The organism is Dietzia sp. IBK-p2-16D, assembly GCF_057773085.1.
This window is the reverse complement of record NZ_JBYMTL010000006.1, coordinates 239,011-265,233: the sequence shown is the minus strand read 5'-3', so window position 1 is coordinate 265,233 and position 26,223 is coordinate 239,011. Positions and strand designations below refer to the sequence as shown.

Genomic DNA, 26,223 nt, shown 5'->3' with positions numbered 1-26,223 from the left:
GGACAGGAAGAAAGCGAGCGCGTACGCACGCGACCGTCAACTGTACGCTTCACACGTGACGTCCACAAACCCCCCCGGACATGGAGAGTCGGTCCGAGCCTCACGGATGTGGTGGGACTCGGAAGCGACCGTCTACCACGATCAACACGGCGACTTCCTCGGCGCCCACTCCCCCGAGGGTGAGTTCATCTGGTGCCCCGAGGGCCTGCACGAGGGTGACTGGCATCTGCTCGGCGACGTGGCGGGCCGCGATGTACTCGAGATCGGGTGCGGGTCGGCGCCGTGCTCGCGGTGGCTCGCGGGCCAGGATGCCCGCGCCGTGGCCGTGGACCTGTCCGCCGGGATGCTCCGAGTGGGGGCCGAGGCGGCGAGCCGGTCGACGGGCCCGGCCGCGACTGTTCCTCTCATCCAGGCCGATGCCGGTCGGCTCCCGTTCGCGGAGGACAGCTTCGATGTCGTCTTCTCTGCATTCGGCGCGGTCCCGTTCGTGGCCGATTCCGCGGGTGTCATGGCGGAGGCGGCTCGCGTCCTGCGGCCGGGCGGCCGGTTCGTCTTCTCCGTGAACCACCCCATGCGGTGGATATTCCGTGACGACCCGGGGCCGGAGGGACTGCTGGCGATGTTCCCGTACTTCGACCGGTCGCCGTACACCGAGTACGACGACTCCGGCGAGTTGACCTACGTCGAGCACCACAGGACGGTGGGTGACCGAATCCGCGAACTCGTCGCCGCCGGTTTCGTGGTGCAGGACCTCATCGAGCCGGAGTGGCCGGAATGGCTCGACAGGGAGTGGGGGCAGTGGAGCCCGCTCCGGGGCGGGATCTTCCCCGGCACGGCGATCTTCGTGGCCACGCTTCCCTGAACGATTCGACGCCGGGCCGCGACGGCCCTGATCCCCCGCGTCCGCAGGGGATCAGGGCCGCCGACCCGGGGCGCCTGCGCGTCAGAGGATCTTCGACAGGAAGTCCTTCGTACGCTGGTGGGACGGCGACCTGAGCACGTCGGCCGGCTTGCCGGATTCCACCACGACGCCGTCGTCCATGAACGCCACGGTGTCGGCGACCTCGCGGGCGAAGCCCATCTCGTGGGTGACCACGACCATGGTCATCCCCGCGTCCGCGAGATCCCGCATCACGCCCAGGACCTCTCCGACCAGTTCGGGATCAAGCGCGGAGGTGGGCTCGTCGAACAGCATCAGCTTGGGGTCCATCGCCAGGGCGCGGGCGATAGCGACACGCTGCTGCTGCCCGCCGGACAACTGAGCCGGATAGGTGTCGGCCTTCGCTGCGAGGCCGACCTTGGCGAGCAGCTCCCGGGCCCGCTCGGTGGCGTCCGAACGTGACTGACCCTTCACCAGCATCGGTGCCTCGATCACGTTCTCGAGGGCGGTGCGGTGGAGGAAGAGGTTGAAGTGCTGGAACACCATGCCGATGTCCCGGCGCTGGCGCGCGGCCTGCTTCGGGGAGATCTCGTAGAGCTTGTCGCCCTTCTCGCGGTATCCCACGAGCTCCCCGTCGACGTAGAGCCTGCCCGCGTCGACCCTCTCCAGGTGGTTGATGCACCGGAGGAACGTGGACTTGCCCGAGCCGGAGGGCCCGACCAGGCACAGCACCTCACCAGCGGCGACCTCGAGGTCGATGCCCTTGAGGACGCGGAGTGACCCGAAATTCTTACAGACCTGCTCGGCCCTGACCATCGGCGTCATGGCTTGCCTCCGGACGGGTCGGCGGCCCGGGCCGCGGCGAGAGAGGACGGGGTGAGCCCGTCCGCATCGGCGAGTGCACGCAGCTGTCGACCCGTGAGCTGACGGGTGGCGCCGCGGGAGAAGCGCTTCTCGAGGTAGTGCTGGCCCACCATGAGGACGCTGGTGATGACCAGGTACCAGGTGGCGGCCACCAGTAGCAACGGGATGGGCTGGAAGTTGACGCCCGAGATGTCGCGCGCCTGCCCGTACAGCTCACCGGAGAAGGGGATGGCGACGACGAGCGAGGTGGTCTTGAGCATCGAGATGAACTCGTTGCCGGTCGGGGGGATGATGACCCGCATGGCCTGCGGCAGGATCGTCCGCCGCATGGTCTGGCCCCACGTCATGCCCAGTGCGGTCGAGGCCTCGGCCTGCCCCTCCGGCACCGAGGAGATGCCGGCGCGGACGATCTCCGCCATGTACGCGGCCTCGTTCATGGCGAGTCCCACCACGGCCAACCAGAAGGCCGAGTACAGCACCATCGTGTCGTCGAAGCGGACGATCTGGAAGTCGGTGAACGGGATCCCGAACTGGACCTGGCGGTACAGGGTGAAGATCAGGCCCCAGAACAGCAGCTGCACGTAGATCGGGGTCCCGCGGAAGATCCACAGGTACACCCACGCCACGGCCTTGAGGACCGGGTTGCTGCTCATCCGCATCACCGAGAGGATGACGCCCAGGACGACGGCGAGGATCATCGACAGCAGGGTGAGCGCGATGGTGTAGAACACCGCCATGCCGAACCGGGTGTCGAACAGATACCTCCCGTACGTGCTCCAGCCGTAGGCCGGATTGGTCGCCGCGCCCCAGATGAAGAGGAACACCAGCACCAGGACGACCGTCGCCGAGACCCATCGCCACGGATGCCGCAGGGGCACCGCCTTGATGGGTTCCGGGGCGTCCGCCCGGGGGGTCGTCGCCCCCTGTTCCGCGGTACTCACCTACCGGTCACTCAACCCTTCCGGATCTCGGCGTCGTCGATGAGCCCGGCCTCGAGGCCCCAGTTCTGGGCGATCTTCTCGAAGTCGCCGGTCTCGATGAGCTTGTCTGCGGCGGCTTCCAGGGCGGCGGTCAGCTCGGAGTCCTTGCGGACGGGCCAGCCGTAGGGTGCGGAGTCGAAGACGTCGCCGGCCAGCTGCATCTTGCCCTCGGACTGCTTGACCGCATAGGCCGAGATGGGCGAGTCGGCGGACATCGCGTCGACCTTGCCCAGGGCGACAGCGGTGGAGGCCTCGTCCTGGGAGTCGAACTGGACCTTCTCGATCGCGGGCTTGCCGGCGTCCGTGCAGGCCTTGCTACGGGCGGGCACGTCCTCCTGATCGGAGACCGTGGTGCGCTGGACGGCCACGTTCAGGCCACAGGCGTCATCCGGGTCCACCTCGTTCCCGGCGGCGGAGGCCCACTGGATACCGGCCTCGAAGTAGGTGACGAAGTCGACGGTCTGGAGCCGCTCGTCGTTGACGGTGAACGAGGAGGCGCCCATGTCCATGGTGCCGCCCTCGATCGCCGGGATGATCTTCTCGAAGTCGGACTCCCGGAACTCGGCGCGCAGCCCCATCAGCTGGGCGGCCGCGGTCATCACGTCGATGTCGAAACCGACGATCTCGCCCTTCTCGTTCTTGAACTCGTTGGGCGCGTACGGCGGGTTGGTGCCGATCACGATGACGCCCTTGTCCCGGATCTCGGCCGGGACGAGGGCTGCGATCTCCTCGTCGGTCTCGAGGGACACCTCCTCGCGGGGCTCCCCGGAGTCCTGCGGCCCCTCGGTGTTGGTGGTGCAGCCGGTCAGCGCGAGGGCAGCGGTGGCCGTGAGTGCCAGGGCGGCGCGTAGACCGCGCCGAGAGGTGAGGGTCATGGTTGCCCTTTCAGGCGTCGTGGAGCCGAATCTGAAATGAACTTAGGGTACAGGTCGGCGGGCTCCGAGGAGGTGGACGGGGATGTCAGTGCGCCGCAGAGTCCCAGTTCGGGCCGGTGCCGGTGGACACGTCCAGCGGGACGTCGAGCTCGATGGCGGAGAACATGCGGTCCACGACCAGGTCGCGGACCTCGTCGAGTTCACCCTGCGCCACCTCGAGCACCAGTTCGTCGTGGACCTGGAGCAGAAGACGGCTCTTCAGCCGCCGCTCGGCGAGGTCCGCGTCGACCTTGAGCATGGCCGCCTTGATGATGTCGGCGGCCGTGCCCTGGATGGGCGCGTTGAGCGCAGCACGTTCGGCGTTCTCCCGCTTGAGCCGGTTGTCCGAGTTGAGCTCGGGCAGGTAGCGGCGCCGACCGAACAGGGTCTCCGTGTACCCGTCGCGGCGGGCCTGTTCGACCACTGCGCGCAGGTAGTCGCGCACGCCGCCGAAGCGCGAGAAGTAGGCCTCCATCTGCTCTTTCGCCTCGCCTTGGCTGATCCCGAGCTGGGCGGCGAGGCCGAACGCACTGAGCCCGTAGGCCAAGCCGTAACTCATGGCCTTCACCCGGCGACGGAGCTCCGGGGTGACCTCGTCGATGGGAACGCCGAACGCACGGGAGCCCACGAACGAGTGGAGGTCCTCCCCCGTCCGGAACGCCTCGATGAGCCCGGCGTCTCCGGACAGGTGCGCCATCACCCGCATCTCGATCTGGCTGTAGTCAGCGGTGAGGAGGCAGTCGTAGCCGTCGCCCACGACGAACGATCCGCGGATGCGTCGACCATCCTCGGTGCGTACGGGGATGTTCTGCAGGTTCGGGTCGGTCGAGGACAACCGGCCGGTCGCTGCCACGGTCTGGTTGAAGGTGGTGTGGATTCGTCCGTCGTCACCGATGGTCTTGATGAGCCCCTCGACCGTCGTCCGCATCTTGGTGGTCTCGCGGTGCAGCAGCAGTGCCTCGAGGAACGCCCGACCCGGGGTGTCCCCCGTCTCCTTGGCGAGCAGTTCCTCGAGGGCCTTGGCGTCGGTCGTGTACCCGGTCTTGGTCTTCTTGGTCTTGGGCATACCGAGGGTCTCGAACAGCACCACCTGGAGCTGCTTGGGTGAGCCCAGGTTGATCTGTTCCCCGCCGATCGCGGCGTAGGCCGCGTCGGCAGCCTGCCGACCGCGGTCGGCGAAGTCGTCCCGCAGCCCGTCCAGGGCGCCACCGTCCACCGCGATGCCGATCGACTCCATCCGCGCCAGCACCGGTACGAGCGGCAGTTCCATCTCGGCCATCAGGCGCGCCCCGTGCACCTGCTCCAGTTCCACGTCCAGCCGCTCCGCGAGATCGACCACCGCGCGGGCGCGGGTCGCGGCGGCGTCGGCGTTCTTCTGTTCCGCCTCGGCGTCATCGACCTCGTCGAGCAGGGACAGTTGCTTGTCCCCCACCTCCGCCTCGGGCAGTTCGCGCCGCAGGTGACGCTGGAACAGTTCCGCCAGGCCGTAACTGCGCTGGCCGGGCCGCACCAGGTAGGCCGCCAGGGCCACGTCCATGGTGACCCCGCCCAACCGGAACTCGCGCCCCATCAGCGCGTGGGTGGCCGCCTTGGCGTCGTGGACCGCCTTGTGCACCGCGTCGTCGGCCAGCCAGTCCCGGAGGGCCTGCTCGTCGTCGGGTCCGAGTGTCGCCAGATCGAGGTGCCCGGAGGCGCCGCCGGCGGCGGCGATGGTGATCGTCTGCGCGTCGCCCGCGCCGGGTCGGGAGGGTCCGACGACGACGAGGCCGTGCCGCTGCCCGGCCGGCGCATGGGCTGCGAGCCAGTCGGAGACCTCGCCGGCGTGCAGGACCGAGGCCTGCTCCAGTTCCACCTCCGCTGCCGGCGCGGGGGAACCCTCCGGCAGGAACGCCGTGAGGAATCGATCGCGAGCCTGCGGCCCGAACTCCAGCCGGTCGAACAGTGCGTTGACGTCAGCGCGCTCCGGGGTCGCCCGGACGAGGTCGCCGATCCCGACGCCGAGGTCCAGGTCGCGGGTGAGCTCGGTGATCCGGCGGTTGAGCTGGACCTGGGGTAGGTGCTCGCGGAAGCTCTCTCCGACCTTGCCCTTGATCTCGTCCGCGTGCGCGATGAGTTCGGAGAGGGTGCCGTACTGGGTGATCCACTTGGCGGCGGTCTTGTCGCCGACCTTGGGCACACCCGGGAGGTTGTCTGAGGTGTCGCCCCGCAGCGCGGCGACGTCCGGGTACTGGGTGGGCGTCACCCCGTATTTCGCCTCGACCGATTCGGGCGTGAACCGGGCGAGTTCGGAGACGCCCTTGACCGGATAGAGGACGGTGACCTCGTCCGTCACCAGTTGCAGGGCGTCGCGGTCCCCGGTGCAGATCAGCGTCTCGGCGACGCCCGCGTGGGTGGCGAGGGTGGCGATGATGTCGTCGGCCTCGTGCCCTTCCAGGGACAGGGTCCGCACGCCCAGTGCCGCCAGCGCCTCCTGGATGAGCTCGACCTGCCCCTTGAACTCCTCGGGCGCGGCCGAACGGGTCGACTTGTACTCCGGGTACTCCGCCGTGCGGTGCAGCGTCGCCCGCGAGACGTCGAACGCCACGGCCAGATGCGTGGGCTCCTCCTCGGTCACCAGGTTGGCCACCATCGACAGGAAGCCGTACACGGCGTTGGTGTGTTGGCCGGAGGCCGTGGAGAAGTTCTCTGCCGGCAGCGCGTAGAACGCGCGGAACGCGAGCGAGTGCCCGTCCAGGAGCAGCAGGCGGGTCGGCCCCTCCCCCGCGGTGGCCCCGGAAGCGGCGCCGGGTCCGGTGCCGGGGGTGGTGCTGGCTTCTGCGGTCTTACTCGTGGTGCTCACAGGGCCACTCTAGGGTGGGCGTCGGACAGAAGCTCATCGGTCGTCGGTTAGACTTCCGGACCAGCGGTTCGCCGCGTTCGCCCCCGTAGCCCAATTGGCAGAGGCAACGGATTCAAAACCCGTCCAGTGTCGGTTCGAGTCCGACCGGGGGCACCACATCCCGAGCGAGGTCGGACCCGCTCGCGTTCCCCTCATCACGCTTCACCGCCCTCTCCCCTCCACCCCGCAGCCCACCCGGTGGCGCAATGGTGCGCTCCGCGCGTAATGTTTGCTTGCTGCAAGCAACCGAAGCGAGGGGTGGGCATGCCGATAGACGCGGAACGCGGCGGGCGAGTGGTGGTGGACCTGTCGCGGGTGGTCAAACTCCTTCGTGCGGTGAACCTCTCGGTTCCCAGCTACGACGAGGCCGTCGAACCGACCGCCCATCCGCTCCTGTTCGCCATCCATGACGGCCCCGCCCGGGTCACCGATCTGGCCGCGCGGATCCACACCGACGTGTCGGTGGTGAGCCGCCAGGTCAGCCAGCTCGAGAGCCGCGGCCTCATCACCAAGGTCCCCGACCCCGATGACGGGCGCGCCAGCCTCGTCACGCTCACCTCCGCGGGCGCCGAGCTCATCTCCCGGGTCCTCGACAGCAGCGGGGAGTGGATGGCCGGCCTCCTCCGGGACTGGACACCGGACCAGGCGGACACCTTCATCTCGGACCTGCGCCGACTCGCCGATTCCCTCCACACCGAACTCTGCTCCCTCACGTCCGCCGAGGAGAGCCGATGACCACCGCCAAGACCTCCACGGCGCTCGCAGGCGAGGACGGCGAGTTCACGCACCGTCAGATCCTCGTGATCCTCGCCGGGCTCATGTCCGCGATGTTCCTGGCCAGCCTGGATCAGACGATCGTGAGCACCGCGATCCGGACCATCGCCGACGACCTCCAGGGCCTCGACGCCCAGGCATGGGTCACCACCGCCTATCTCATGACGTCCACGATCTCGACGCCCCTGTACGGCAAGCTCTCGGACATCTACGGACGCAAGCCGTTCTTCGTGATCGGCATCGTGATCTTCGTGTTCGGCTCTCTGCTGTGCACGCTCGCCACCTCGATGTACATGCTCGCCGTCTTCCGCGGCATCCAGGGACTGGGTGCCGGCGCACTGATGTCCCTGGCGCTCGCGATCATCGGCGACATTATCCCGCCCCGTGACCGCGCCAAGTACCAGGGCTACATGCTGGCGGTCTTCGCGTCGTCGTCGGTCCTCGGGCCGGTGATCGGCGGGTTCTTCGCCGGGGCGGACACGATCTTCGGCATCGACGGGTGGCGCTGGATCTTCCTCATCAACATCCCCATCGGCGCGGTGGCGCTGACCCTCGTGATGATCACCCTCAACGTCAAGAACGTCCGGGTCGATCATCGCGTGGACTGGGCGGGGGCCGCCGCGATCGTCGTCGGTCTGGTACCTCTCCTGCTGGTGGCCGAGCAGGGCAACACCTGGGGGTGGGGTTCCACCGCCGCCCTCGGCTGCTACGTCGTCGGGCTGGCCGGCATCGGGCTCTTCCTCCTCGTCGAGGCCCGCGCGGGCGACCAGGCCCTCATCCCGCTCCGCCTGTTCCGCGACCGCACCTTCGCGATCGTCACGGTCGGCGGCGTGATCGTGGGTATGGCCATGTTCGGCGGCATGATGACGCTGCCGCTGTACATGCAGATCGTGCACGGCGCCGACCCCATGGAGTCCGGGCTCATGATGCTCCCGCTGGTCGCGGGGATGATGGGTGCCTCGATCGTGTCGGGCCAGCTCATCTCCAGGACCGGCCGTGTCCGCGAGTTCCCGATATTCGGAACGGCGGTGGCCGCTGCCGGCCTGTTCCTGCTGTGGACGATCGATGCCGACACGTCGCTGACGCTGGTGATGGTCTACATGCTGGTGCTGGGCATCGGGCTCGGCAACTGCATGCAGCCGCTCACCCTCATAGTCCAGAACGCCGTGAGTCCCCGCGAGATCGGAGTGGCCACCGCCTCGGCGACCTTCTTCCGCCAACTCGGCGGTACCGCCGGCGTCGCGGTGTTCCTGTCCATCCTGTTCAGCCGCGTCGGCGGCTCCATCTCCGGCCAACTCGAGCAGGCCGCCGCCGACGGTAGTCTCGCCCGCGGCGTTCAGGAGGGCCTCACCGATCCCGCACTGCAGCGGGATCCCGACGCGTACGGGATCGTCCGGGCCCTCGCCGACCCCACCACCGGCGCGGGGGCACTGGAGACGGTCACCAAGGATTCCTCGGTGATCAACCGGCTTCCCGAGCTGGTGGCGCATCCCTTCGAGCAGGGTTACGCGCTGAGCATGTCCGAGATCTACCTGGTGGCCGGCATCCTCGCCGTGGCCGCCTCGGTGATCCTGGCGTTCATGCCGCAGATCGTGCTCCGGACCGGCTCCGCGCAGGCCGAGGCCGCCCGCGAGGCGGCCGCCGCGGCCGCGCCCACGGGGACCGACGCCGACGCCGCCGAGGCCGCCACCGGAACCGACGCGTCACCGACCCCGACGGGAAAGGGGACGACGACGAGGACCGCCCCGGCGGATCGATCGCGGTCGGCCGAGCGAACGGACTGAGCCCGGTCGGCTGGGCTGAGCCCGGTCGGCTGGGCTGAGCTCGAGCGGGCGGACGGAGCCCGGTCGGCTACCCCTCGACGTCGTCCTTGAGGTTGGTCAGCAGGGCGTGCTGGATGCGCTTGAGACCGGCCGGAGCGAAGGTCCGCTCGAAGAAGCCGCCGACACCCCCGGCGCCGTCCCACGACGTCGTCATCTCGACGAGCGAGCCCCCTGTCGCCTCGCGCACCGTGTAGGTGGTGGCCATGGACGAATTCTCGTCTTCTTCCACCAGCGACCAGTGGGCGGCGGCGTCATCCACGGTGACGTTGGCCTTGACGTCCCGGTTGCGCTTCTTGGTGGCCTGGAGATTCCAGGCGGCGACGGTGCCGTCTCCCTGCCCGCCCTGGATCAGACGGTAGGCGCTGAACTGCTCGGGTTGGATGCGGGGGCGGACCTGCGCGTAATCGGCGATCGCCGCGGTCACGGCCTCGACGGGTGCCTCGATGACGATGGTGTTGGTGGCGGTGACCCTGGCCATGGTGATGACTCCTCCTCGACGGTCCGACCGATCGTTCCGCACCGGACGCGTTCGCGGCGGCGGCACCCTCGGGTGGGCGCGTCAGACCACGTCCATCCTGCCCGACCCGGCGGCGCGCCGCGTACGCCATCTCACGCCGGCCTTGCGGAGCTCCTCCAGCCAGAGGATCGACGACCCCACGGCGACGGCGAGCAACCATTCGTCGGCCCGCAGCGAGGTCGTGTCGAACACCCCTTGGAGGAACGGAACCTGGATCACCGCCACCAGTAGGAGCGGCACGGCCCCCAGCGCCACCCAGATCGGGGCGTTGCGCGCCATGTCGCGGGAGAAGACCGAACCGTGGTCGGACCGCACGTTCATCAGGTTGAACACCTGAAAGAAGACGAACGTCGCGTACGCGAGCGTCGTGGCGAACAGGGTCTCCCCCGTTCGCTCGGGGAAGACGACCTCCGCGAACGCCAGGACGAGCAGGGTTCCCGCGGCCATCACCACGCCCAGCCACAGGATCCGCATCAGCCGTACCGGGGTGAGGATCTGTTCGTCCGCCGGTCGAGGCCGCCTCCGCATGGCGTCCTTCTCCACCGGCTCCACGCCCAGCGCCATCGCGGGTGGGCCGTCCATGACGATGTTGACGAGCAGCACCTGCAGGGCCGTGAACGGCACCGACGCCAGGCCCAGCAGGCCACTGGCCAGGAAGACGAGCACGAACGCCCACGCGGTGGTGAGCTGGAACTTCACGAACTTGACGATGTTGTCGTAGATCCCCCGCCCCTGGTGTACCGAGGAGACGATCGTCGAGAAGTTGTCGTCGGTGAGCACCATGTTCGCCGCGCCCTTGGACACATCCGTGCCGGTGATCCCCATCGCGATCCCGATGTCGGCCTGACCCAGGGCGGGCGCGTCGTTGACCCCGTCGCCGGTCATGGCGACCACGTGCCCGCCGGACTGCAGGGCACGTACCATCCGGATCTTGTGCTCGGGGGTCACGCGGGCCAGTACACCGAGCCGACCTGCCCGGGTGCGCAGCTCGTCATCGTCCATCCGGTCCAGCTCGGCACCGCTCACGGCCTCCCCGCCGATGCCGAGATCGCGGGCGATGGCCGAGGCGGTCACCAGGTGGTCCCCGGTGATCATGTGTACCGAGATGCCCGCTTCGTGTGCGATGCGGATCGCCTCCGCCGCCTGCGTGCGCGGTGGGTCGACGATTCCCAGGACCGCGAGCACGGTCAGATCACGGACCTCGTCGAGCAGCGTGTCCTCGTCCGGTGGGCCGTCGGCTCCGTCGAACGGCCGCGCCGCCACGAGCAGGGTACGCAGGCCGGACGCGGCGAGCCCGTCCGTCGCGGCCCGCAACGCCTCGCGGCGCTCGTCGGTGAGCTCCGCCTCCGAGGTGCCGTCCCAGACCTGCGTCGCCCGCGGCAGTACCGCGCCGGTGGCACCCTTGACGTACAGGACGGGGTCCCCGCTCGGTGACCGGTTGACCGTCGCCATGAACTTGTACGCCGAGTCGAACGGTACCTCTGCCACGCGCGGCCGAGCGGCGCGCAGGCCCTCCACGTCGATCCCGCACTTGGTCGCCGCCACGAGCAGGGCGCCCTCGGTCGGGTCGCCCACCAGGACCCCGTCGTCGATGATCGCGTCGTTGCACAGCGACATTGCCACCGCGGCCCGCCTCAGGTCCGGTACGACGTCCGGGTCGGACGAGAGGACGGCCCCGGACCCGCCGTATCCGGTCCCGGTCACGGAGTATGACCCGCCACCCGCGACGATCCGCGTCACGGTCATCTCGTTGAGGGTCAGGGTGCCGGTCTTGTCCGTGGCGATGTGACTCGTCGACCCGAGGGTCTCGACGGCCGCGAGGTTCTTGATGATCGCGCCCTCACGGGCGAGGCGAGAGGCACCCATGGCGAGCGTGAACGCCACGACCGCCGTGAGCCCCTCCGGAATCGTGGCCACGGCCAGGGAGACCGCGGACAGGAGCATGTCCTCCCAGGTCTGACCACGGACGAGCCCGATCACCAGGACCAGGCCCACCACGACCAGTGCGATCGCGGTGAGGACGCGCGCGAGCGCCCCGATCCGCTTCTGCAGCGGGGTCTGCCCGGGCGCCGCCCCGCTGAGCAGGTCGGCGATAGCGCCCATCTCGGTGTGTTCGCCGGTGCCGGTCACCACCAGGCGGGCCCGGCCGCGGGTGACCTCCGTGTTCATGAACACCATGCTCGAGCGGTCGCCCAGCGGTGCATCGACGTCCTCCACCGCCCGAGGGGACTTGTCGACGGGGACCGACTCCCCTGTCAACGACGACTCGGCCACCTGCACCCTCGACCCGGCGAGCACCCTGCCGTCGGCGGGCACACGGTCCCCGGATTCCACCACCACGATGTCGCCCGGCACGAGATCGCTGCTGTCGACCTCGATCTCCACGCCGTCCCGCACGACCCGACTGCGGGGAACCGACATGTCGCGCAACGCCGCGAGACCGGCCTCCGCGCGGGTCTCCTGGACATAGTTGAGGATCGTGTTGAGCACTACCACCAGCAGGATGACCACCGGGGTCTCCCACTCCCGGGAGACCCCCGCGCTCACCACCGCCGCCACTGCGAGCACGAGGATCATCGGGTCCGCCAACAGCCTCGCCACCCGCCGCAACGCGGACACCGGCGCGGCGTCGGGCATCGTGTTGGACCCGTGCCCGGCCAGGCGCTCCCCCGCCTCGGTACTGCTGAGCCCGCCCGGGCCCGTTCCGAGACGGGAGAGCACCTCCTCCGGCGGGAGGGCGTGCCACGGCGTGGGTGTACCGGACTCCGCTGCCGACCTCGTCGTCGTCATCTCCCCGGTCCTCCCGCCACGCCGTCCCGGGCCGCACCGGTCCGGGTCCCGACCACCACCGCGGTGTCAGTGCCCGCGAGCGATCCACTCCTCCAGGTGCGGGGACTCGTCCCCGACCTTCGTCCCGTCACCGTGGCCGGTGTGCACCAAGGTCTCCGCGGGCAGCGTGAGGATGCGCTCGCGGATGGAGGTGATGATGGTCGGGAAATCCGAGTACGACCGGCCAGTCGCGCCCGGACCGCCGGAGAACAGGGTGTCGCCGGAGAACAGCACGCCCGCCTCGGGAACGTGGAACACGCAGGATCCCGGTGAGTGCCCCGGCGTGTTCATCACCTCGACGCGGGTACCCGCGATCTCGAGCCGCTGCCCGTCCTCCAGATCACCGTGGGAGACCGTGGGATGGGTCTCGTCCCACAGCATCTGATCACCCGGGTGCACCAGGATCGGCGCATCCAACTTCTCCGACAGCTCCGGTGCCACGGTGATGTGGTCGTTGTGGGCGTGCGAGCACAGGATGCCCTTGACCTTGCGGCCCGCCACCGCATCGATGATCGGCTGCGCGGAGTGGGCCGCGTCGATCACGAACACCTCGGAGTCGTCCCCGAGGATCCAGATGTTGTTGTCCACCTCCCACTCGCCGCCGTCGAGCGCGAAGATCCCGCTCGTCACGACCTTCTCGATACGCAGACCACCGGCAGTGCCGGCGCTGGTGTGGATCTCGCTCACAACGTCACCACCGATCGGAGGACGGACCCGGACTTCATGGCGTCGAACGCCGCCTCGACGGCGTCGATGCCGATCCGCTCGGAGACGAACTTCTCCAGCGGGAGTCGACCCTGCAGGTGCAGGTCGACGAGCATCGGGAAATCACGCTCGGGCAGGCAGTCGCCGTACCAGGACGACTTGAGCGAACCACCGCGGCCGAAGAAGTCCAGCAGCGGCAACTCCAACCGCATCTCCGGCGTGGGCACGCCAACCAGGACCACGGTCCCGGCGAGATCCCGCGCGTAGAAGGCCTGCTCGTACGTCTCCGGCCGACCGACGGCGTCGATCACGACGTCGGCCCCGAAGCCACCCGTGAGCTCCTGGATCGCGGCCACCGGATCGGTCGAGGTCGAGTTGACCGCGTGGGTCGCCCCGAAGTCCTTCGCCCACTCGAGCTTGGTGTCGTCGATGTCCACCGCGATGATCGTCGACGCGCCCGCGAGCCGGGCGCCCACGACCGCGGCGACGCCGACGCCACCACAGCCGATGACGGCGACGGACTGACCGCGGCTGACCTGACCGGTGTTGACGGCCGCACCGAGGCCGGCCATGACGCCGCAGCCGAGCAGCCCCGCCACGGCCGGGTCGGCGGCCGGGTCGACCTTGGTGCACTGACCCTCGTGGACGAGGGTCTTGTCGATGAACGCGCCGATCCCCAGGGCGGGGGTGAGCTCGGTGCCGTCCGTCAGCGTCATCTTCTGCGAAGCGTTGTGGGTGGCGAAGCAGTACTGCTGCTGACCCCTCTTGCATGCCCGGCACTCGCCGCACACGGCGCGCCAGTTGAGGACGACGAAGTCGCCCTCCGCCACGTGCGTGACCTGATCCCCGATGGTCTCGACGATGCCCGCGGCCTCGTGGCCGAGCAGGAACGGGTACTCGTCGTTGATCCCGCCGTCCCGGTACGCCAGGTCCGTATGGCAGACGCCGCACGCCTGCACCCGCACGATCACATCGTTCGGTCCGGGATCGGGGACGACGACGTCGACCAACTCGACCTCGGACCCCTTGCTGCGGGCGATGACGCCCTTGACGGTCTGCGACATGGATCGCCTCTCGACTGTTGGTGGATTCTCTCGACCCACTGTGTCAGAAACGCCCGACACGTGGCCGGACAACGCGGCGCGCCCCGCCTCCTCGAGGGGAGACGGGGCGCGACGTGCGTGGCGGGTGGCCGGCGACCGATCAGACGGCGACGCCGTTGGCGCGCAGCCACGGCACGGGATCGATCCACTGGCCGGCCGGGTTGCGGACGCCGAAGTGCAGGTGCGGACCGGTGGAGTAGCCGCGGTTGCCGACCGTTCCGATGACCTGGCCGGCGTTGACGCGCTGGCCGACCGCGACGTAGTTCTTGTCGTTGTGGCCGTACTCGAGCAGGTGCCCGTCGTCGGTCTGGATGCGGATCCACAGACCGTAACCGGAGGCCGGGCCGGCCGCGACGACGGTGCCGGACTTGGCGGCGAACATCGGGGTGCCGATCGGCGCACCGAAGTCCGTGCCGTTGTGGAAGGTGCCCCAGCGGGGGCCGAAGCCGGAGGTGATGGGCCCGTAGGTCGGGGCGTGGCCGCCGCCGATCGCCGGGATACCGAGCGAGCCGAAGACGGCCGGGTCGATGGCGTACTCGCGCAGCTGGTCCTCGGTCAAGCCGATTCCCTGGATGACGCCCTGCGCCATCTCGGCGAGCTGGTCCGCGTTGACGTCCGCGGACTGGGCGGAGGCGACGGGGGCCGCGGCCATGGCCAGGCCTCCCGAGAGGGCGGCGCCCGCGACGGTGCCGGCCACGATGCGGCCCATGTGGGTCGAGCGGGCCGCGCGGTGGCGCCCGGCGGTCGCGCCGGAGCCCTCGACACCGAGTCGATCGGCGAGCTCGGCGAAGGGAATGCGAGTGGCGTCGGACATCAGGGAACCTCAGAGACTGGAAAGCGGGTGAAGCAGGGACGTGACCGGCTTCCCCGGTCGACTCCAAGAAGGTAACAGAAGTGTCTCGGCCCTGTCACGTCAAAAGCACGAAAGGATACGAAAGCGCCGGTGAGCGGGGTGCTCACCGGCGCCGCGACTTCGTTACCTGACGGTGATCAGGCGAAGTCGGTGTCGCAGTTGCTACTTCAGTGGTCGACCTCGCCCATCCGGTGGACGAGGATGAAGTTGGTCGATCCCTCGACGCCCGGCACGTTCCCCGCGACGAGCACGATCAGGTCGTCCTCGTTGTACCCGTCGAGCGGGAGGAGCATCTCGTCGGTCACCTTGACGATCTCGGCGGTCTCGGTGATGCGGTCGGTGAGGAAGGTCTCGGTCCCCCACGTCAGAGCGAGCTGACTACGGATACGCGGGTCGCTGGTGATCGCGATGAGCGGAAGGTGGCTGTGCAGCCGGGCCAGCCGCCGCACCGTGTCCCCGGTCGAGGTGACCGCGACGAGCGCCTTCGCCCCCAGCCGCTCACCGATCTCCCGGGCCGAGGCCGAGATGACACCCCTCTTGGTCCGCGGGACGTGCACCAGTTCGGGCGCGGCCGTGGAGTCCGACTCCACCGCGAGCGCGATCGACGACATGGTCCGCACGGTCTCGATCGGGTACTTGCCCACCGAGGTCTCGCCCGACAGCATCACCGCGTCCGCCCCGTCGAGGACGGCGTTCGCCACATCGGACGCCTCGGCCCGGGTGGGCCGGGAGTTCGTGATCATCGACTCGAGCATCTGGGTGGCCACGATCACCGGCTTCGCGTTCTCGCGCGCGATCTGGATGGCGCGCTTCTGGACCAGCGGCACCTCCTGCAGCGGCAGCTCCACACCCAGATCACCCCGGGCCACCATGATGGCGTCGAACGCCAGGACGATCGACTCGAGGTTCTTGACGGCCTCCGGCTTCTCGAGCTTGGCGATGACGGGCACGTGGATCCCCATCTCGTCCATCACCTCGTGCACGAGTTCGACGTCCGCCGGCGACCGCACGAACGACAGGGCGATGAAGTCCACCCCCAGGTCGAGGGCGAAACGCAGGTCGGCGATGTCCTTCTCGCTCAACGCGGGGACGGAGACGTTCATCCCGGGGAGGGAGACGCCCTTGTTGTTGGAGACCGTGCCGCCCTCGGTGACGACACAGTGGACGTCGTCCCCGTCGACCTGTTCGACGGTGAGTCCGATGTTGCCGTCGTCGACCAGCAGCCGATCGCCCGGGCGGGCGTCGTTCGCCAGCCCCTTGTAGGTGGTGGAGACGCGGTCCTTGGTGCCCTCCACCTCCGCGACGGTGATGACGACACGGTCACCCTCGACCCACTCGTGCTTGCCCTCGATGAAGCGTCCGAGTCGGATCTTGGGGCCCTGCAGGTCCGCGAGGACGCCGACGGCCCTGCCGGACTCGTCGGAGGCCTTGCGGACCCACCGGTAGTTGGCCTCGTGGTCGGCGTGCTCTCCGTGGCTGAAGTTGAGGCGGGCGACATCCATCCCCGCGTCGACCAGCTCGCGGATTCCCTCCTCGGAGGCGACGGCGGGACCCAGGGTGCAGACGATCTTGGTACGACGATTCACTCCACCCAATCTAGTCCCCTCGACCGGCCGCCCGGTTAACCCGAGGTCAACGACCGGCCAACGGGGGTGCGTCGCCGGCGGAACCGCCCGATGCCGTGTCGTCCACACCGTCGTCGGGGGCCCGCAGCTCGGACGGCTCCTCGCGACCGCGGCGCGCCCGCCAGAGGTACACCAGTGCGCCGAGCATGACGACCAGCGAGACGATGGTGTTGATGCGCAGTCCGAACACCTCGGTGGCGGCGTCCGCGCGCAGCAGCTCCACCCAGAAGCGTCCGAAGCAGTACAACGCCACGTAGAGCGCGAAGAGCCGACCGTGGCCGAGTCGGAACCGTCTGTCGACGAGCACCAACACGAGCGCGACCAACACGTTCCACAGGAGTTCGTACAGGAACGTCGGATGGACGGTCGCCAGGACCTGGCCGGTCGACCGCCCGATGGTCTCGGAATACCCGTAGGACTCGTCGTAACGCTGGTAGATCTCCAGCGCCCAGGGCACGTCCGTCTCGCGACCGTAGAGTTCCTGGTTGAAGTAGTTGCCGAGTCGGCCGATCCCCTGCGCCAGCACGACGCCGGGCGCGATCGAGTCGCCCAGGGCGCCCAGTGCCCGGATCCCCTGTTGGCGCAGCCCGATGTAGGCGCCGAGAGCGCCGAATGCGACGGCACCCCAGATCCCCAGGCCGCCGTCCCAGATCTTCAGCGCATCAACCGGGTTGCGCCCCTCCCCGAAGTAGCGGTACCAATCCGTGGCGACGTGGTACACGCGGCCGCCGATCAGACCGAACGGGATGGCCCACAGTGCCGTGTCGAGCACGACCCCGGCGCGACCCCCGCGGGCGACCCAGCGCTTCTCTCCCCACCAGATGGCGATGACGATGCCGAGGATGATCCACAGGGCGTACGCGCGCAGAGGGAACGGCCCGAGCTCCCACACCCCCTGGGGAGGGCTGGGGATCACGAGCCCGCCCCGGGACGACGGACGCCCTCCGCCAGCTCGGCGGTCAGTCGCCTCAGGGAGTCCAGTCCCTCGGTCGCCGCCGTGATGAGCGCCGACCCGACGATCACGCCGTCGGCGTAGGAGGCGATCTCGGCCGCCTGGTCGCCGTTGCGGACCCCGAGTCCGACCCCGCAGGCGAGGTCGGAGACCTCGCGGACGCGCTCGGTGAGGATCCGGGGCGCGTCCGAGACGACGTCGCGGGCGCCGGTGACCCCCATGACCGCCTGGACGTAGACGAAACCGCCCGTGTGGGAGAGCGTCATCGCGAGGCGCTCGGGGGTCGACGACGGGGCGACGAGGAACACCCGGTCGATGCCGTGGGCGTCCGACGCGGCGATCCAGTCGTCGGCCTCGTCCGGGATGAGGTCCGGCGTGATGACGCCGGTCCCGCCGGCGGCGGCGAGGTCCGCCGCGAAACGGTCGACGCCGTACTGCAGCACCGGGTTCCAATACGTCATCACCACGGGCACCGCCCCTGCCTCGGCGACGGCGCGTACCACCTCGAAGGTGTCCGCGACGCGGAACCCGGCCTCGAGTGCGGTGTCGGCGGCGGCCTGGATGGTCGGCCCGTCCATCATGGGGTCGGAATAGGGGATGCCGACCTCGACGATGTCGCACCCGCCCTCGACCATCGCGTGCACGGCGTCGATCGATCCCTCGACGGTCGGGTAACCGGCCGGGTAGTACCCGATGAGTGCGGCCCGGTTCTCGCCCCGGCACCGCTCGAACACGTCACTGAGAACGCTCATCCCTCGACTCCCCCGTCCGCGTACTCGCCCTCGCCGTCGTCGGCGCCCTGGCTCGAATCCACCCCGGCCTCGGGCGGGGTCCCCCCGTCCAACAGGCCGAACCACCGGGCGGCGGTGTCGACGTCCTTGTCGCCACGACCCGAGACGTTGACCAGGATCAGCCCCACGCCCTCCGCGGCGAGCTGCGCGGCGCCGGCGATCGCGTGAGCCGACTCGATCGCGGGGATGATGCCCTCGGTGCGGCACAACTGTGCGAACGCATCCATGGCCTGAGTATCCGTGATCGGGCGGTACTCGGCCCGCCCGATCTCGGCCAGGCGCGAGTGCTCGGGCCCGACACCCGGGTAGTCCAGGCCGGCCGAGATCGAGTGGGACTCGATCGTCTGCCCGTCGGTGTCCTGCATGAGATGGGCATACGACCCCTGGAAGACGCCCGGCGTACCGGCGTTGACGGTCGCCGCGGTTCGTCCGGACGCCACGCCGTCGCCCCCGGCCTCGCAGCCGACGAGACGGACCGACTCGTCCCCGAGGAACGGGTGGAACAGGCCGATCGCGTTGGAACCGCCGCCGACGCACGCCACGGCGGCGTCCGGCAGACGCCCGGCCTGCTCGAGGATCTGCACCCTGGCCTCCGCACCGACGATGCGCTGGAAGTCGCGGACCATGGTCGGGAAGGGGTGCGGCCCGGCCGCGGTACCGAAGGCATAGTAGGTGTCGTCCGCGTGAGCGACCCAGTCCCGCATGGCCTCGTTGATCGCGTCCTTGAGTGTGGCCGAGCCGATCTCCACGGCCTCCACCTCGGCACCGAGCAGGCGCATCCGGGCGACGTTGAGCGCCTGCCTGCGCACGTCCACCGCGCCCATGTAGACCTTGCATTCCAGTCCGAGGAGAGCGCAGGCGGTGGCGGTGGCCACACCGTGTTGGCCGGCACCGGTCTCCGCGATCACCCGCTTCTTGCCCATCCGCTGCGCGAGCAGCGCCTGGCCGAGGACGTTGTTGATCTTGTGGGAGCCCGTGTGGTTGAGATCCTCACGCTTGAGGAAGACCCGCGCACCGATCTCCGCACCGAACCGCTTCGCCTCGTACAACGGCGACGGCCGGCCCGAGTAGTGACGCTGCAGCCGGTCGAGCTCGTCGAGGTAGTCCTCGTCGGCCCTGGCCTTGGCATAGGCGTCGGTCACCTCGTCGACCACCGCCATCAGCGCCTCGGGGACGTAACGGCCGCCGAACGGCCCCCAGTGGCCCCGTTGGTCGGGCTCATGTCCGGTGGTGGACCGGAGCACCTCTCCCATGGTGGGCAGTGACGGAAAATCCTTGGAGTTCACGCCCCCAGTCTGCCGGAAGCCCGCGACCCCGGCCTAGCGGGGCCCTTGCGGGCAGGACGGGTGGGCACCGGCCGTGGCCAGGGCGTTGCAGGCCGCCCGCGGGTCGCCCTGCGTCACCAGTCCCTCGCCCACGAGCACGGCGTCCGCCCCGACGCTGGCGTACGCCAGGAGGTCCGAGGCGTCCCGGACCCCGGACTCGGCGATCTTGACGACGTCGGACGGGAGCCCCGGCGCGATCCTGGAGAACACGTCCCTGTCGACCTCGAGTGTCTTGAGGTTGCGGGCGTTGACACCGATGACCGTGGCGCCGGCTTCCAGCGCGCGGTCGGCCTCCTCCTCGGTATGGACCTCCACCAGAGCCGTCATACCCAACGACTCCGTGCGATCGAGGAGCGACACCAGGGCGTCCTGCTCAAGCGCGGCCACGATGAGCAGGATCAGATCCGCGCCGTGCGCCCGCGCCTCGTGGATCTGGTATGGCCCCACCACGAAGTCCTTCCGCAGGACCGGGATGTCGACCGCGCGGCGGACCGCGTCGAGATCTGCCAGGCTGCCGTGGAAACGGCGCTCCTCGGTGAGGCACGAGATGACGCGCGCCCCGCCCTCCTCATACATCCGGGCAAGGACCGCGGGGTCGGGGATCTCGGCCAGCGCACCCTTGGACGGGCTGGCCCTCTTGACCTCGGCGATGACGCCCACCCCGGGATCGCGCAACGCCTTGAGCGCGTCGAGTGGGTCCGGCGCCGACTGGGCCGCCTGCTTCACCGCCGCCATATCGATGACGGCCTCACGGGCCGCGACGTCCTCACGGACCCCGTCGAGAATCGAGTCGAGCACGGTACCCACCGTGACCTCCCTCTGCAGTCGTAGGGCGGAAAGTGTGATCGAGATCAACAATAGAGGTCCCGGCCGGGGTTCCCGAATCGGGACCCCCGACCCGGTCAGCCGGTCGGATCCCGTCCGTCGTCCAGTTCCTGCCACAGATCCCGCCCGGCGTCGTCCTCCGGGCCCGGTCCGGTCGCCGCACTCTCCCGCCGGGCCGCCGGGGTCACGTACCGGTCGTCGCGGCGCACCGGACGGGCCGGATTGACGAGGACGACGATCCCCGCCGCCAGCAGGGCGACGGCCCCCGCGCCGGTGATCACGGGTCCCGCGGGCCGGGTCGACAACTCGATGATCTCCGACCACTGCGGGATCGCCTCCGCGCCCTCGGAACCCGGCCCGGCATCGGTCCGGGCCAGGCCCTCGTCACTCGTGATCACCGAGTGGACCCGGTCGGCGTCGACCTCCCCCACCGACATCACCATCAGGCCCCCGGCGGCCACGCCGAGAAGTGCGATGACGGCGCCCACCGCGCGGGCGGCGGCGCCGCGGACCAGAGCCACCGCGGCGACCGCCGCCAGGGCGCCCAGCGCGAGCGGGACGAGAGCGGGTTGCCAGTCCGCGCCGGTCAGGGCCCGCCGAGCCTGTCCCGATTGGTCGTTGAAGGCCTCCACGTCGAGCCACACCATCCGCGAGGCGACCCACAGCAGGGCCGCCCCCACGAGCAACAGGACGACCGGAACCAGGAGACGGGAGCGCTGGGTCACCGGCTCCGCCCCGCGTCGCGCAGCGTCTCCGCGGCGGCGACGGCCCGCAGGACCGCCATCGCCTTGTTGCGGCACTCGGCATCCTCCGAGGTCGCCACCGAGTCGGCGACGATCCCGGCACCCGCCTGGACATAGGCCGTGCCGTCCTTGATCACTGCCGACCGGATCGCGATGGCCTGGTCGGTGTTTCCGGCGAAGTCGACGTAGCCCACCACTCCCCCGTAGACACCGCGTCGCGTGTCCTCGAGATCCTCGATGATCTGCAGCGCACGGGGCTTGGGCGACCCGGACAGCGTGCCCGCCGGGAAACACGCGGTCACCGCGTCGATGCCGGTCTGCCCCTCGGCCAGTCGACCGGTCACCGTCGACACCAGGTGCATGACGTGGCTGTAGCGCTCGACCTGACGGAACTCCGTCACCTCCACCGTGCCCGGCACGCAGACCCGGCCGAGGTCGTTGCGGCCGAGATCGACCAGCATCAGATGTTCGGCGTTCTCCTTGGCGTCGTCCACCAGGTCCTTGCCGAGCAGGATGTCGTGCTCGTCGTCGTCGCCCCTCGGCCTGGTCCCCGCGATCGGATGGGTCGTCGCCACACCGTCCTTGACGGTCACCAACGCCTCGGGGCTCGATCCCACGATGGTGAAGGCGGTCCCGCCGAAACCGTCCTCCCCGCTCCCGTCCGGGATCGTCATGAGGAACATGTACGGGCTCGGGTTGGTGGTGCGCAGGATCCGATAGACGTCCCGCGGGGAGGCCTGGGTGTCGACCTCGAACCGCTGACTGAGGACCACCTGGAAGGCCTCGCCCGAGTAGATCTGTTCGATGATGTCTGCGACCCGCGAGTGGTAGGTCTCCTCATCCGTGCAGCGACGTACGTCTGGAGCCGGGGTGTCGAACACGCTCACCCCGCCCGCGCCGGGCGCGGCGAGTCGCGCCGTCATGGAGTCGACCCGGGCCACCGCGTCCGCGTAGGCCTCACCGACCCGCTCGTCGCTGCCGTCCCAGTTCACCGCATTGGCGATGAGATGGATCCGGCCCTCGTGATGGTCGAAGGCCGCCAGGTCAGTGGCGAGCAGCTGGACGAGCTCCGGCACCTGCAGGTCGTCCACCGTGTCCGGTTCGATCCGCTCGAGTCGACGCACGATGTCGTACCCGAGGTAACCCACCATCCCCGACGTCAACGGGGGCAGACCCGGGATCTGATCGGTCCGCAACAGGTCCAGGGTCCTCCGGAGCGCGTCCAGCGGGTCACCGCCGGTGGGCGCACCCGCCGGCACGTGGCCCCACCACGTGGCCTCCCCCGCGTCGTCGACGGTCAGCGCGGCGGCCGCGCCACAACCGATGAAGGACCACCGCGACCAGGAGCGTCCGTGCTCGGCCGACTCCAGGAGGAAGGTGCCCGGCCGGTCCCCGGCGAGCTTGATGTACGCGGACAGCGGCGTCTCGGAGTCCGCCAGCACCGTGCGCACCACCGGCACGACCCGGTGCCCCGCGGCGAGCGCGCGGAACTGTTCGAACGTCGTGGTCTCGGTGCTCATCCGAGGGCCTTGCCGCCGATCCCGAAGGAATCACGCGGCATGTCGTTGACGTGGACCCACACTTTCGCCGGGTCCTTGCCCGAGGCCTCCGCGTACGCGGCCGTGACGGCCTCGATGACGCGGGCCTTGTCCGCCGCGGCCATCCCGTCGAGCTGGTTGATCTGGATGAAGGGCACGCCGATCAGTCCTCTCCGAGCAGGGTTGCGGTGTCGAAACAGCTGGTGGTGGCGTTGTGGCAGGCCGCCCCGGTCTGGTCGACGTGGAGCAGGACGGCGTCGCCGTCGCAATCGATCTCCACACGACGCACGTGCTGGACGTGGCCGGAGGTCTCCCCCTTGACCCACCGCTGACCCCGCGAGCGGGAGTAGTACACACCCCGCCGGGTCGCCAGGGTCTCGGCGAGGGCCGCGTCGTCCATCCACGCCATCATGAGCACCCGGCCCGAGGTGGCGTCCTGCACGACCGCGGCGACCAGCCCGTCGGCGTTGCGGGACAGCCGCTCGGCGATGGAACGTTCCAGGACGTGAGTGCTCATCGGACCGTGATCCCCTCGGCCGCGAGCGCCGACTTCACATCACCGATGGTCATCTCGCCGAAGTGGAAGACACTGGCGGCGAGGACGGCGTCGGCCCCGGCGTGGACCGCCGGAGCGAAGTGCTCCACCGCGCCGGCCCCGCCCGAGGCGATGACGGGGATGGACACGGCCTCACGGACCGCCCGCACCATCGCCAGGTCGAAACCCGCCTTGGTGCCGTCGGCGTCCATCGAGTTGAGCAGGATCTCACCGACACCGAGGTCCTGGCCCCGCCTGGCCCACTCGACGGCGTCGATCCCGGTCCCACGTCGACCGCCGTGGGTGGTGACCTCCCAGCCGGACGGGGTGGGCTCAGACCCCTCGGGCACGGTGCGCGCGTCCACCGACAGGACGATGCACTGCGAGCCGAAGCGGCGACTGAGCTCGCCGAGGAGCTCGGGACGGGCGATCGCGGCGGTGTTGACGCTGACCTTGTCCGCACCCGCCCGCAGGAGCTGGTTGACGTCCTCCTCGGTCCGCACCCCACCTCCGACGGTGAGCGGGATGAAGATCTGCTCGGCGGTGCGCCTGACCACGTCGATCATGGTGCTGCGTCCCGACGACGACGCGGTGACGTCGAGGAAGGTGAGTTCGTCGGCACCCTGCTCGTCGTAGGCGGCCGCCAGTTCGACGGGATCCCCCGCATCCCGGAGGTCGAGGAAGTTGACGCCCTTGACCACGCGGCCGGCGTCCACGTCGAGACACGGGATGACCCTGGTTGCGAGTGTCATGACCCGGTCACCGCCCGTTCTGGAGCCACGGACGGGGGCTCTCGGGTTCCGGAGTGGCGCGACGTCGCCCCGCCTCGAAGAAGTTGCTCGGCTCGCCGAGCTGTCGGATGGTGTCGAGGACCTCGGCGTGGGCCCGCGGGCCCGCGACGAGGATGGACTGGGAGTCGGTGGACCAGGGCTCCCCCGCGAGGTCCGTGACCACACCACCCGCGGCGCGGACGTGCGAGGCGCCGGCCGCGTTGTCCCAGGCGAGGTTGCCGAAGCTGACCGCGGCGGACAGCCTGCCCGACGCGACGAACGACAGATCGACCCCGGTGGAGCCGAACTTCCGGGTCCGTGCGGCGTCGAGCGTGAGCTGCTCGAAGACCTCGCGTCGATAGGCCGGCGGGTAGGTCGTACGCGCACCGGTGTTGAGCGACCCCAGTCCCAGGGCGACGTCGCGGATGGAGACGTCGGGGATCCGTGCGACCTCCTCACCGTTCTCCTTGAGCGGTCCGCCCGCGACGGAGGTGAACGTCAACCCCAGCAGCGGCAGCCACGTCAGGCCGAGCACCGGCTGGCGCTCGTGGACCAGCGAGACCAGGATGCCGGCGGTGGGGATACCGAGGGAGTAGTTGGCGGTGCCGTCGACGGGGTCGACGACCCACAGGGTGCCCTCGTTCACGGGCGGACCGCCGTACTCCTCGCCGTGCACCTCGAGCCCGGTCCCCTCCCGCAGCGCCTCCGAGATCCGGCGCTCCAGCTCCAGGTCCAGTTCGGTGGCGAAGTCGTTGCGCGAGCCCTTGTTCTGGATGCCCTGCGCCCCCACCCCCTCGACGAAGCGGGGCGTCACCTCATCGAGGACGCGCGTCGCCAGCGCGAGGGCCTCGGCCGGGTCGACGGGGAGGTCCGTCGGCAGGGTGTTTCCGGTCTGATCGTTCATCTCGGGCCTCCTGCTCGAGGTCATGCGGGGTCGGGAAGCTGCCAGGGGGGTGACGGCGTCGTGGAGTCAGCGGCGGCTGACTGCGGCGAGCGCCTCGGGGAGGGTGAACCTGCCCGCGTAGAGGGCCTTGCCCACGATCGCCCCCTCCACGCCCTGTGGCACCAGCGAGGCGATGGCCTCGAGATCCGCGACCGACGAGACGCCGCCCGACGCCACCACGGGGGCGTTGGTGGCCGCGCATACCTGCGAGAGCATCTCCAGGTTGGGTCCGTTGAGCATGCCGTCCTTGGAGACGTCGGTGACGACGTACCGGGCGCAGCCGTCCTTGTCCAGACGTTCGAGGACCTCCCAGAGGTTGCCACCGTCGGAAACCCATCCACGACCGCGCAACCTGGGCTCGCCGTCGACCACCCGCACATCGAGGCCCACCGCGATGCGGTCACCGTGACGGGCGATGGCCGAGGCACACCACTCCGGGTTCTCCAGCGCGGCCGTCCCGAGGTTCACGCGGGCGCACCCGGTGGCCAGGGCGGCCTCGAGCGAGTCGTCGTCGCGGATACCACCGGACATCTCGACCCTGACGTCGAGCGCCCCCACGACCTCGGCGAGCAGGTCCCGGTTCGACCCCCGACCGAAAGCGGCGTCGAGATCCACCAGGTGGACCCATTCCGCGCCGTCCCGCTGCCACTGCAGAGCCGCGTCCAGCGGGGCACCGTAGGACGTCTCGGTCCCGGCCTCCCCCTGGACGAGACGGACGGCCTGACCGTCGGCGACGTCGACGGCGGGAAGGAGTTCGAGGTAATTGGCGTTGGTCACGGCCATCAGCCTAGTCCGTCGTCACCGGCGTGCTCCGCCTGCCCGCCGGGCTCCTCGCCGTACTCGGCGCGGATCGCGCGATCGGTGATGCGGTTGGACACCAGGCCCATCGCGACGATCGACAGGATCACGCCGACCAGCGCGACGAGAGCCTTGCCGGCCGGCGGCACGGGCAGGAGGGCCACCGCGAGCGCGGTCAGGGCGAGACCCGACACCCCCGCCCCCGCGACTCCCAGTGCGAGCTGGGCGAAGGACACCGGGGCGGGGTCCCGAGAGCCG

General features: G+C 69.8%; 25 protein-coding genes and 1 tRNA gene. 4 read left to right on the top strand and 22 right to left on the bottom strand.

Annotation, left to right across the window (positions count from 1 at the left end; translation table 11 throughout):
* Nucleotides 1-106: 106 nt before the first annotated feature.
* On the top strand, nt 107-862 hold the full coding sequence (locus tag AC3DE3_RS14130; protein ID WP_260489295.1) for a class I SAM-dependent methyltransferase: 756 nt from the start codon (nt 107-109) through the stop codon (nt 860-862).
* An 81-nt stretch (nt 863-943) separates the two neighbouring features.
* Here AC3DE3_RS14130 and AC3DE3_RS14125 read toward each other — a convergent pair whose 3' ends face one another.
* The 4 genes from AC3DE3_RS14125 to polA all read right to left on the bottom strand — a co-directional run bounded on the left by AC3DE3_RS14125 (nt 944) and on the right by polA (nt 6,477).
* On the bottom strand, nt 944-1,705 hold the full coding sequence (locus AC3DE3_RS14125) for an amino acid ABC transporter ATP-binding protein (RefSeq protein ID WP_312027425.1): 762 nt from the start codon (nt 1,703-1,705) through the stop codon (nt 944-946).
* The gene (locus AC3DE3_RS14120; RefSeq protein WP_260487212.1) at nt 1,702-2,685 is read right to left on the bottom strand and encodes an amino acid ABC transporter permease; all 984 of its coding nucleotides are present in this window, start codon (nt 2,683-2,685) and stop codon (nt 1,702-1,704) included. The genes AC3DE3_RS14125 and AC3DE3_RS14120 overlap by 4 nt, the downstream gene beginning before the upstream one ends.
* 11 nt (nt 2,686-2,696) lie before the next feature.
* The gene (locus AC3DE3_RS14115) at nt 2,697-3,599 is read right to left on the bottom strand and encodes an ABC transporter substrate-binding protein (protein WP_260487211.1); all 903 of its coding nucleotides are present in this window, start codon (nt 3,597-3,599) and stop codon (nt 2,697-2,699) included.
* A gap of 85 nt (nt 3,600-3,684) precedes the next feature.
* Nucleotides 3,685-6,477: a DNA polymerase I gene (gene polA / locus AC3DE3_RS14110; RefSeq protein ID WP_260487210.1), complete on the bottom strand. Its 2,793-nt coding sequence runs from the start codon at nt 6,475-6,477 to the stop codon at nt 3,685-3,687.
* A gap of 79 nt (nt 6,478-6,556) precedes the next feature.
* Between polA and AC3DE3_RS14105 the strand changes: the two genes are divergently transcribed.
* The 3 genes from AC3DE3_RS14105 (at nt 6,557) to AC3DE3_RS14095 (ending at nt 9,074) form a co-directional block, all read left to right on the top strand.
* Nucleotides 6,557-6,633: transfer RNA gene (locus tag AC3DE3_RS14105), tRNA-Leu, on the top strand.
* Between the two features lie 147 nt (nt 6,634-6,780).
* The gene (locus tag AC3DE3_RS14100) at nt 6,781-7,251 is read left to right on the top strand and encodes a MarR family winged helix-turn-helix transcriptional regulator (protein WP_163375661.1); all 471 of its coding nucleotides are present in this window, start codon (nt 6,781-6,783) and stop codon (nt 7,249-7,251) included.
* Entirely contained in the window at nt 7,248-9,074 is a 1,827-nt protein-coding gene (locus tag AC3DE3_RS14095; RefSeq protein WP_240341259.1) for an MDR family MFS transporter, read from the top strand. Before AC3DE3_RS14100 ends, AC3DE3_RS14095 begins: the two co-directional genes overlap by 4 nt.
* A gap of 67 nt (nt 9,075-9,141) precedes the next feature.
* Here AC3DE3_RS14095 and AC3DE3_RS14090 read toward each other — a convergent pair whose 3' ends face one another.
* From AC3DE3_RS14090 to AC3DE3_RS14005, 18 genes are all read right to left on the bottom strand, one after another.
* Nucleotides 9,142-9,591, bottom strand: a complete 450-nt coding sequence (locus AC3DE3_RS14090) for an SRPBCC family protein (RefSeq protein ID WP_260487209.1) — start codon at nt 9,589-9,591, stop codon at nt 9,142-9,144.
* Between the two features lie 81 nt (nt 9,592-9,672).
* On the bottom strand, nt 9,673-12,420 hold the full coding sequence (locus tag AC3DE3_RS14085) for a cation-translocating P-type ATPase (protein ID WP_488370409.1): 2,748 nt from the start codon (nt 12,418-12,420) through the stop codon (nt 9,673-9,675).
* Between the two features lie 66 nt (nt 12,421-12,486).
* Nucleotides 12,487-13,146: an MBL fold metallo-hydrolase gene (locus tag AC3DE3_RS14080; RefSeq protein WP_205475720.1), complete on the bottom strand. Its 660-nt coding sequence runs from the start codon at nt 13,144-13,146 to the stop codon at nt 12,487-12,489.
* Nucleotides 13,143-14,228, bottom strand: coding sequence for an S-(hydroxymethyl)mycothiol dehydrogenase (locus AC3DE3_RS14075; RefSeq protein WP_488370408.1), 1,086 nt, complete (start codon nt 14,226-14,228; stop codon nt 13,143-13,145). The genes AC3DE3_RS14080 and AC3DE3_RS14075 overlap by 4 nt, the downstream gene beginning before the upstream one ends.
* A 139-nt stretch (nt 14,229-14,367) precedes the next feature.
* Nucleotides 14,368-15,081 (bottom strand): M23 family metallopeptidase, encoded by a 714-nt coding sequence (locus AC3DE3_RS14070; protein WP_163375657.1) that lies wholly within the window; start codon nt 15,079-15,081, stop codon nt 14,368-14,370.
* A 206-nt stretch (nt 15,082-15,287) separates the two neighbouring features.
* On the bottom strand, nt 15,288-16,706 hold the full coding sequence (pyk, locus tag AC3DE3_RS14065) for a pyruvate kinase (protein ID WP_163375656.1): 1,419 nt from the start codon (nt 16,704-16,706) through the stop codon (nt 15,288-15,290).
* Between the two features lie 46 nt (nt 16,707-16,752).
* On the bottom strand, nt 16,753-17,661 hold the full coding sequence (gene lgt, locus AC3DE3_RS14060) for a prolipoprotein diacylglyceryl transferase (protein WP_163375655.1): 909 nt from the start codon (nt 17,659-17,661) through the stop codon (nt 16,753-16,755).
* The gene (trpA, locus tag AC3DE3_RS14055) at nt 17,658-18,449 is read right to left on the bottom strand and encodes a tryptophan synthase subunit alpha (RefSeq protein WP_488370407.1); all 792 of its coding nucleotides are present in this window, start codon (nt 18,447-18,449) and stop codon (nt 17,658-17,660) included. Before trpA ends, lgt begins: the two co-directional genes overlap by 4 nt.
* Complete coding sequence (trpB, locus tag AC3DE3_RS14050; RefSeq protein ID WP_488370431.1) at nt 18,446-19,741, bottom strand: tryptophan synthase subunit beta; 1,296 nt, start codon at nt 19,739-19,741, stop codon at nt 18,446-18,448. The genes trpA and trpB overlap by 4 nt, the downstream gene beginning before the upstream one ends.
* A gap of 66 nt (nt 19,742-19,807) precedes the next feature.
* On the bottom strand, nt 19,808-20,620 hold the full coding sequence (gene trpC / locus AC3DE3_RS14045; protein ID WP_488370406.1) for an indole-3-glycerol phosphate synthase TrpC: 813 nt from the start codon (nt 20,618-20,620) through the stop codon (nt 19,808-19,810).
* A gap of 95 nt (nt 20,621-20,715) precedes the next feature.
* Nucleotides 20,716-21,363 carry a TIGR02234 family membrane protein gene (locus tag AC3DE3_RS14040; RefSeq protein ID WP_240341258.1) on the bottom strand — a complete coding sequence of 216 codons (648 nt, stop codon included), beginning with the start codon at nt 21,361-21,363 and terminating at the stop codon, nt 20,716-20,718.
* Nucleotides 21,360-22,901: an anthranilate synthase component I gene (locus AC3DE3_RS14035; protein WP_163375652.1), complete on the bottom strand. Its 1,542-nt coding sequence runs from the start codon at nt 22,899-22,901 to the stop codon at nt 21,360-21,362. Before AC3DE3_RS14035 ends, AC3DE3_RS14040 begins: the two co-directional genes overlap by 4 nt.
* Nucleotides 22,898-23,077 carry a tautomerase family protein gene (locus AC3DE3_RS14030; RefSeq protein ID WP_163375651.1) on the bottom strand — a complete coding sequence of 60 codons (180 nt, stop codon included), beginning with the start codon at nt 23,075-23,077 and terminating at the stop codon, nt 22,898-22,900. Before AC3DE3_RS14030 ends, AC3DE3_RS14035 begins: the two co-directional genes overlap by 4 nt.
* A 5-nt stretch (nt 23,078-23,082) precedes the next feature.
* Nucleotides 23,083-23,436, bottom strand: coding sequence for a phosphoribosyl-AMP cyclohydrolase (gene hisI, locus AC3DE3_RS14025; RefSeq protein WP_488370405.1), 354 nt, complete (start codon nt 23,434-23,436; stop codon nt 23,083-23,085).
* Complete coding sequence (gene hisF / locus AC3DE3_RS14020; RefSeq protein ID WP_163375649.1) at nt 23,433-24,206, bottom strand: imidazole glycerol phosphate synthase subunit HisF; 774 nt, start codon at nt 24,204-24,206, stop codon at nt 23,433-23,435. The genes hisI and hisF overlap by 4 nt, the downstream gene beginning before the upstream one ends.
* Nucleotides 24,207-24,213: 7 nt before the next feature.
* On the bottom strand, nt 24,214-25,128 hold the full coding sequence (locus tag AC3DE3_RS14015; protein WP_488370403.1) for an inositol monophosphatase family protein: 915 nt from the start codon (nt 25,126-25,128) through the stop codon (nt 24,214-24,216).
* A 66-nt stretch (nt 25,129-25,194) separates the two neighbouring features.
* Nucleotides 25,195-25,950: a bifunctional 1-(5-phosphoribosyl)-5-((5-phosphoribosylamino)methylideneamino)imidazole-4-carboxamide isomerase/phosphoribosylanthranilate isomerase PriA gene (priA, locus tag AC3DE3_RS14010; RefSeq protein ID WP_163375647.1), complete on the bottom strand. Its 756-nt coding sequence runs from the start codon at nt 25,948-25,950 to the stop codon at nt 25,195-25,197.
* The gene (locus AC3DE3_RS14005; protein ID WP_163375646.1) at nt 25,950-26,201 is read right to left on the bottom strand and encodes a hypothetical protein; all 252 of its coding nucleotides are present in this window, start codon (nt 26,199-26,201) and stop codon (nt 25,950-25,952) included. The genes priA and AC3DE3_RS14005 overlap by 1 nt, the downstream gene beginning before the upstream one ends.
* Between the last annotated feature and the right edge of the window lie 22 nt (nt 26,202-26,223).

What these genes read in the sequence shown, in the direction of transcription:
- AC3DE3_RS14075 (WP_488370408.1), bottom strand. Translation starts at nt 14,228, where the DNA reads ATGTCGCAGACCGTCAAGGGCGTCATCGCCCGCAGCAAGGGGTCCGAG.
- AC3DE3_RS14015 (WP_488370403.1), bottom strand. Translation starts at nt 25,128, where the DNA reads ATGAACGATCAGACCGGAAACACCCTGCCGACGGACCTCCCCGTCGAC.
- AC3DE3_RS14115 (WP_260487211.1), bottom strand. Translation starts at nt 3,599, where the DNA reads ATGACCCTCACCTCTCGGCGCGGTCTACGCGCCGCCCTGGCACTCACG.
- priA (WP_163375647.1), bottom strand. Translation starts at nt 25,950, where the DNA reads ATGGCCGTGACCAACGCCAATTACCTCGAACTCCTTCCCGCCGTCGAC.
- trpB (WP_488370431.1), bottom strand. Translation starts at nt 19,741, where the DNA reads ATGGGAGAGGTGCTCCGGTCCACCACCGGACATGAGCCCGACCAACGG.
- AC3DE3_RS14090 (WP_260487209.1), bottom strand. Translation starts at nt 9,591, where the DNA reads ATGGCCAGGGTCACCGCCACCAACACCATCGTCATCGAGGCACCCGTC.
- trpA (WP_488370407.1), bottom strand. Translation starts at nt 18,449, where the DNA reads ATGAGCGTTCTCAGTGACGTGTTCGAGCGGTGCCGGGGCGAGAACCGG.
- AC3DE3_RS14070 (WP_163375657.1), bottom strand. Translation starts at nt 15,081, where the DNA reads ATGTCCGACGCCACTCGCATTCCCTTCGCCGAGCTCGCCGATCGACTC.
- AC3DE3_RS14125 (WP_312027425.1), bottom strand. Translation starts at nt 1,705, where the DNA reads ATGACGCCGATGGTCAGGGCCGAGCAGGTCTGTAAGAATTTCGGGTCA.
- hisF (WP_163375649.1), bottom strand. Translation starts at nt 24,206, where the DNA reads ATGACACTCGCAACCAGGGTCATCCCGTGTCTCGACGTGGACGCCGGC.
- AC3DE3_RS14095 (WP_240341259.1), top strand. Translation starts at nt 7,248, where the DNA reads ATGACCACCGCCAAGACCTCCACGGCGCTCGCAGGCGAGGACGGCGAG.
- AC3DE3_RS14130 (WP_260489295.1), top strand. Translation starts at nt 107, where the DNA reads ATGTGGTGGGACTCGGAAGCGACCGTCTACCACGATCAACACGGCGAC.
- AC3DE3_RS14035 (WP_163375652.1), bottom strand. Translation starts at nt 22,901, where the DNA reads ATGAGCACCGAGACCACGACGTTCGAACAGTTCCGCGCGCTCGCCGCG.
- AC3DE3_RS14100 (WP_163375661.1), top strand. Translation starts at nt 6,781, where the DNA reads ATGCCGATAGACGCGGAACGCGGCGGGCGAGTGGTGGTGGACCTGTCG.
- hisI (WP_488370405.1), bottom strand. Translation starts at nt 23,436, where the DNA reads ATGAGCACTCACGTCCTGGAACGTTCCATCGCCGAGCGGCTGTCCCGC.
- AC3DE3_RS14085 (WP_488370409.1), bottom strand. Translation starts at nt 12,420, where the DNA reads ATGACGACGACGAGGTCGGCAGCGGAGTCCGGTACACCCACGCCGTGG.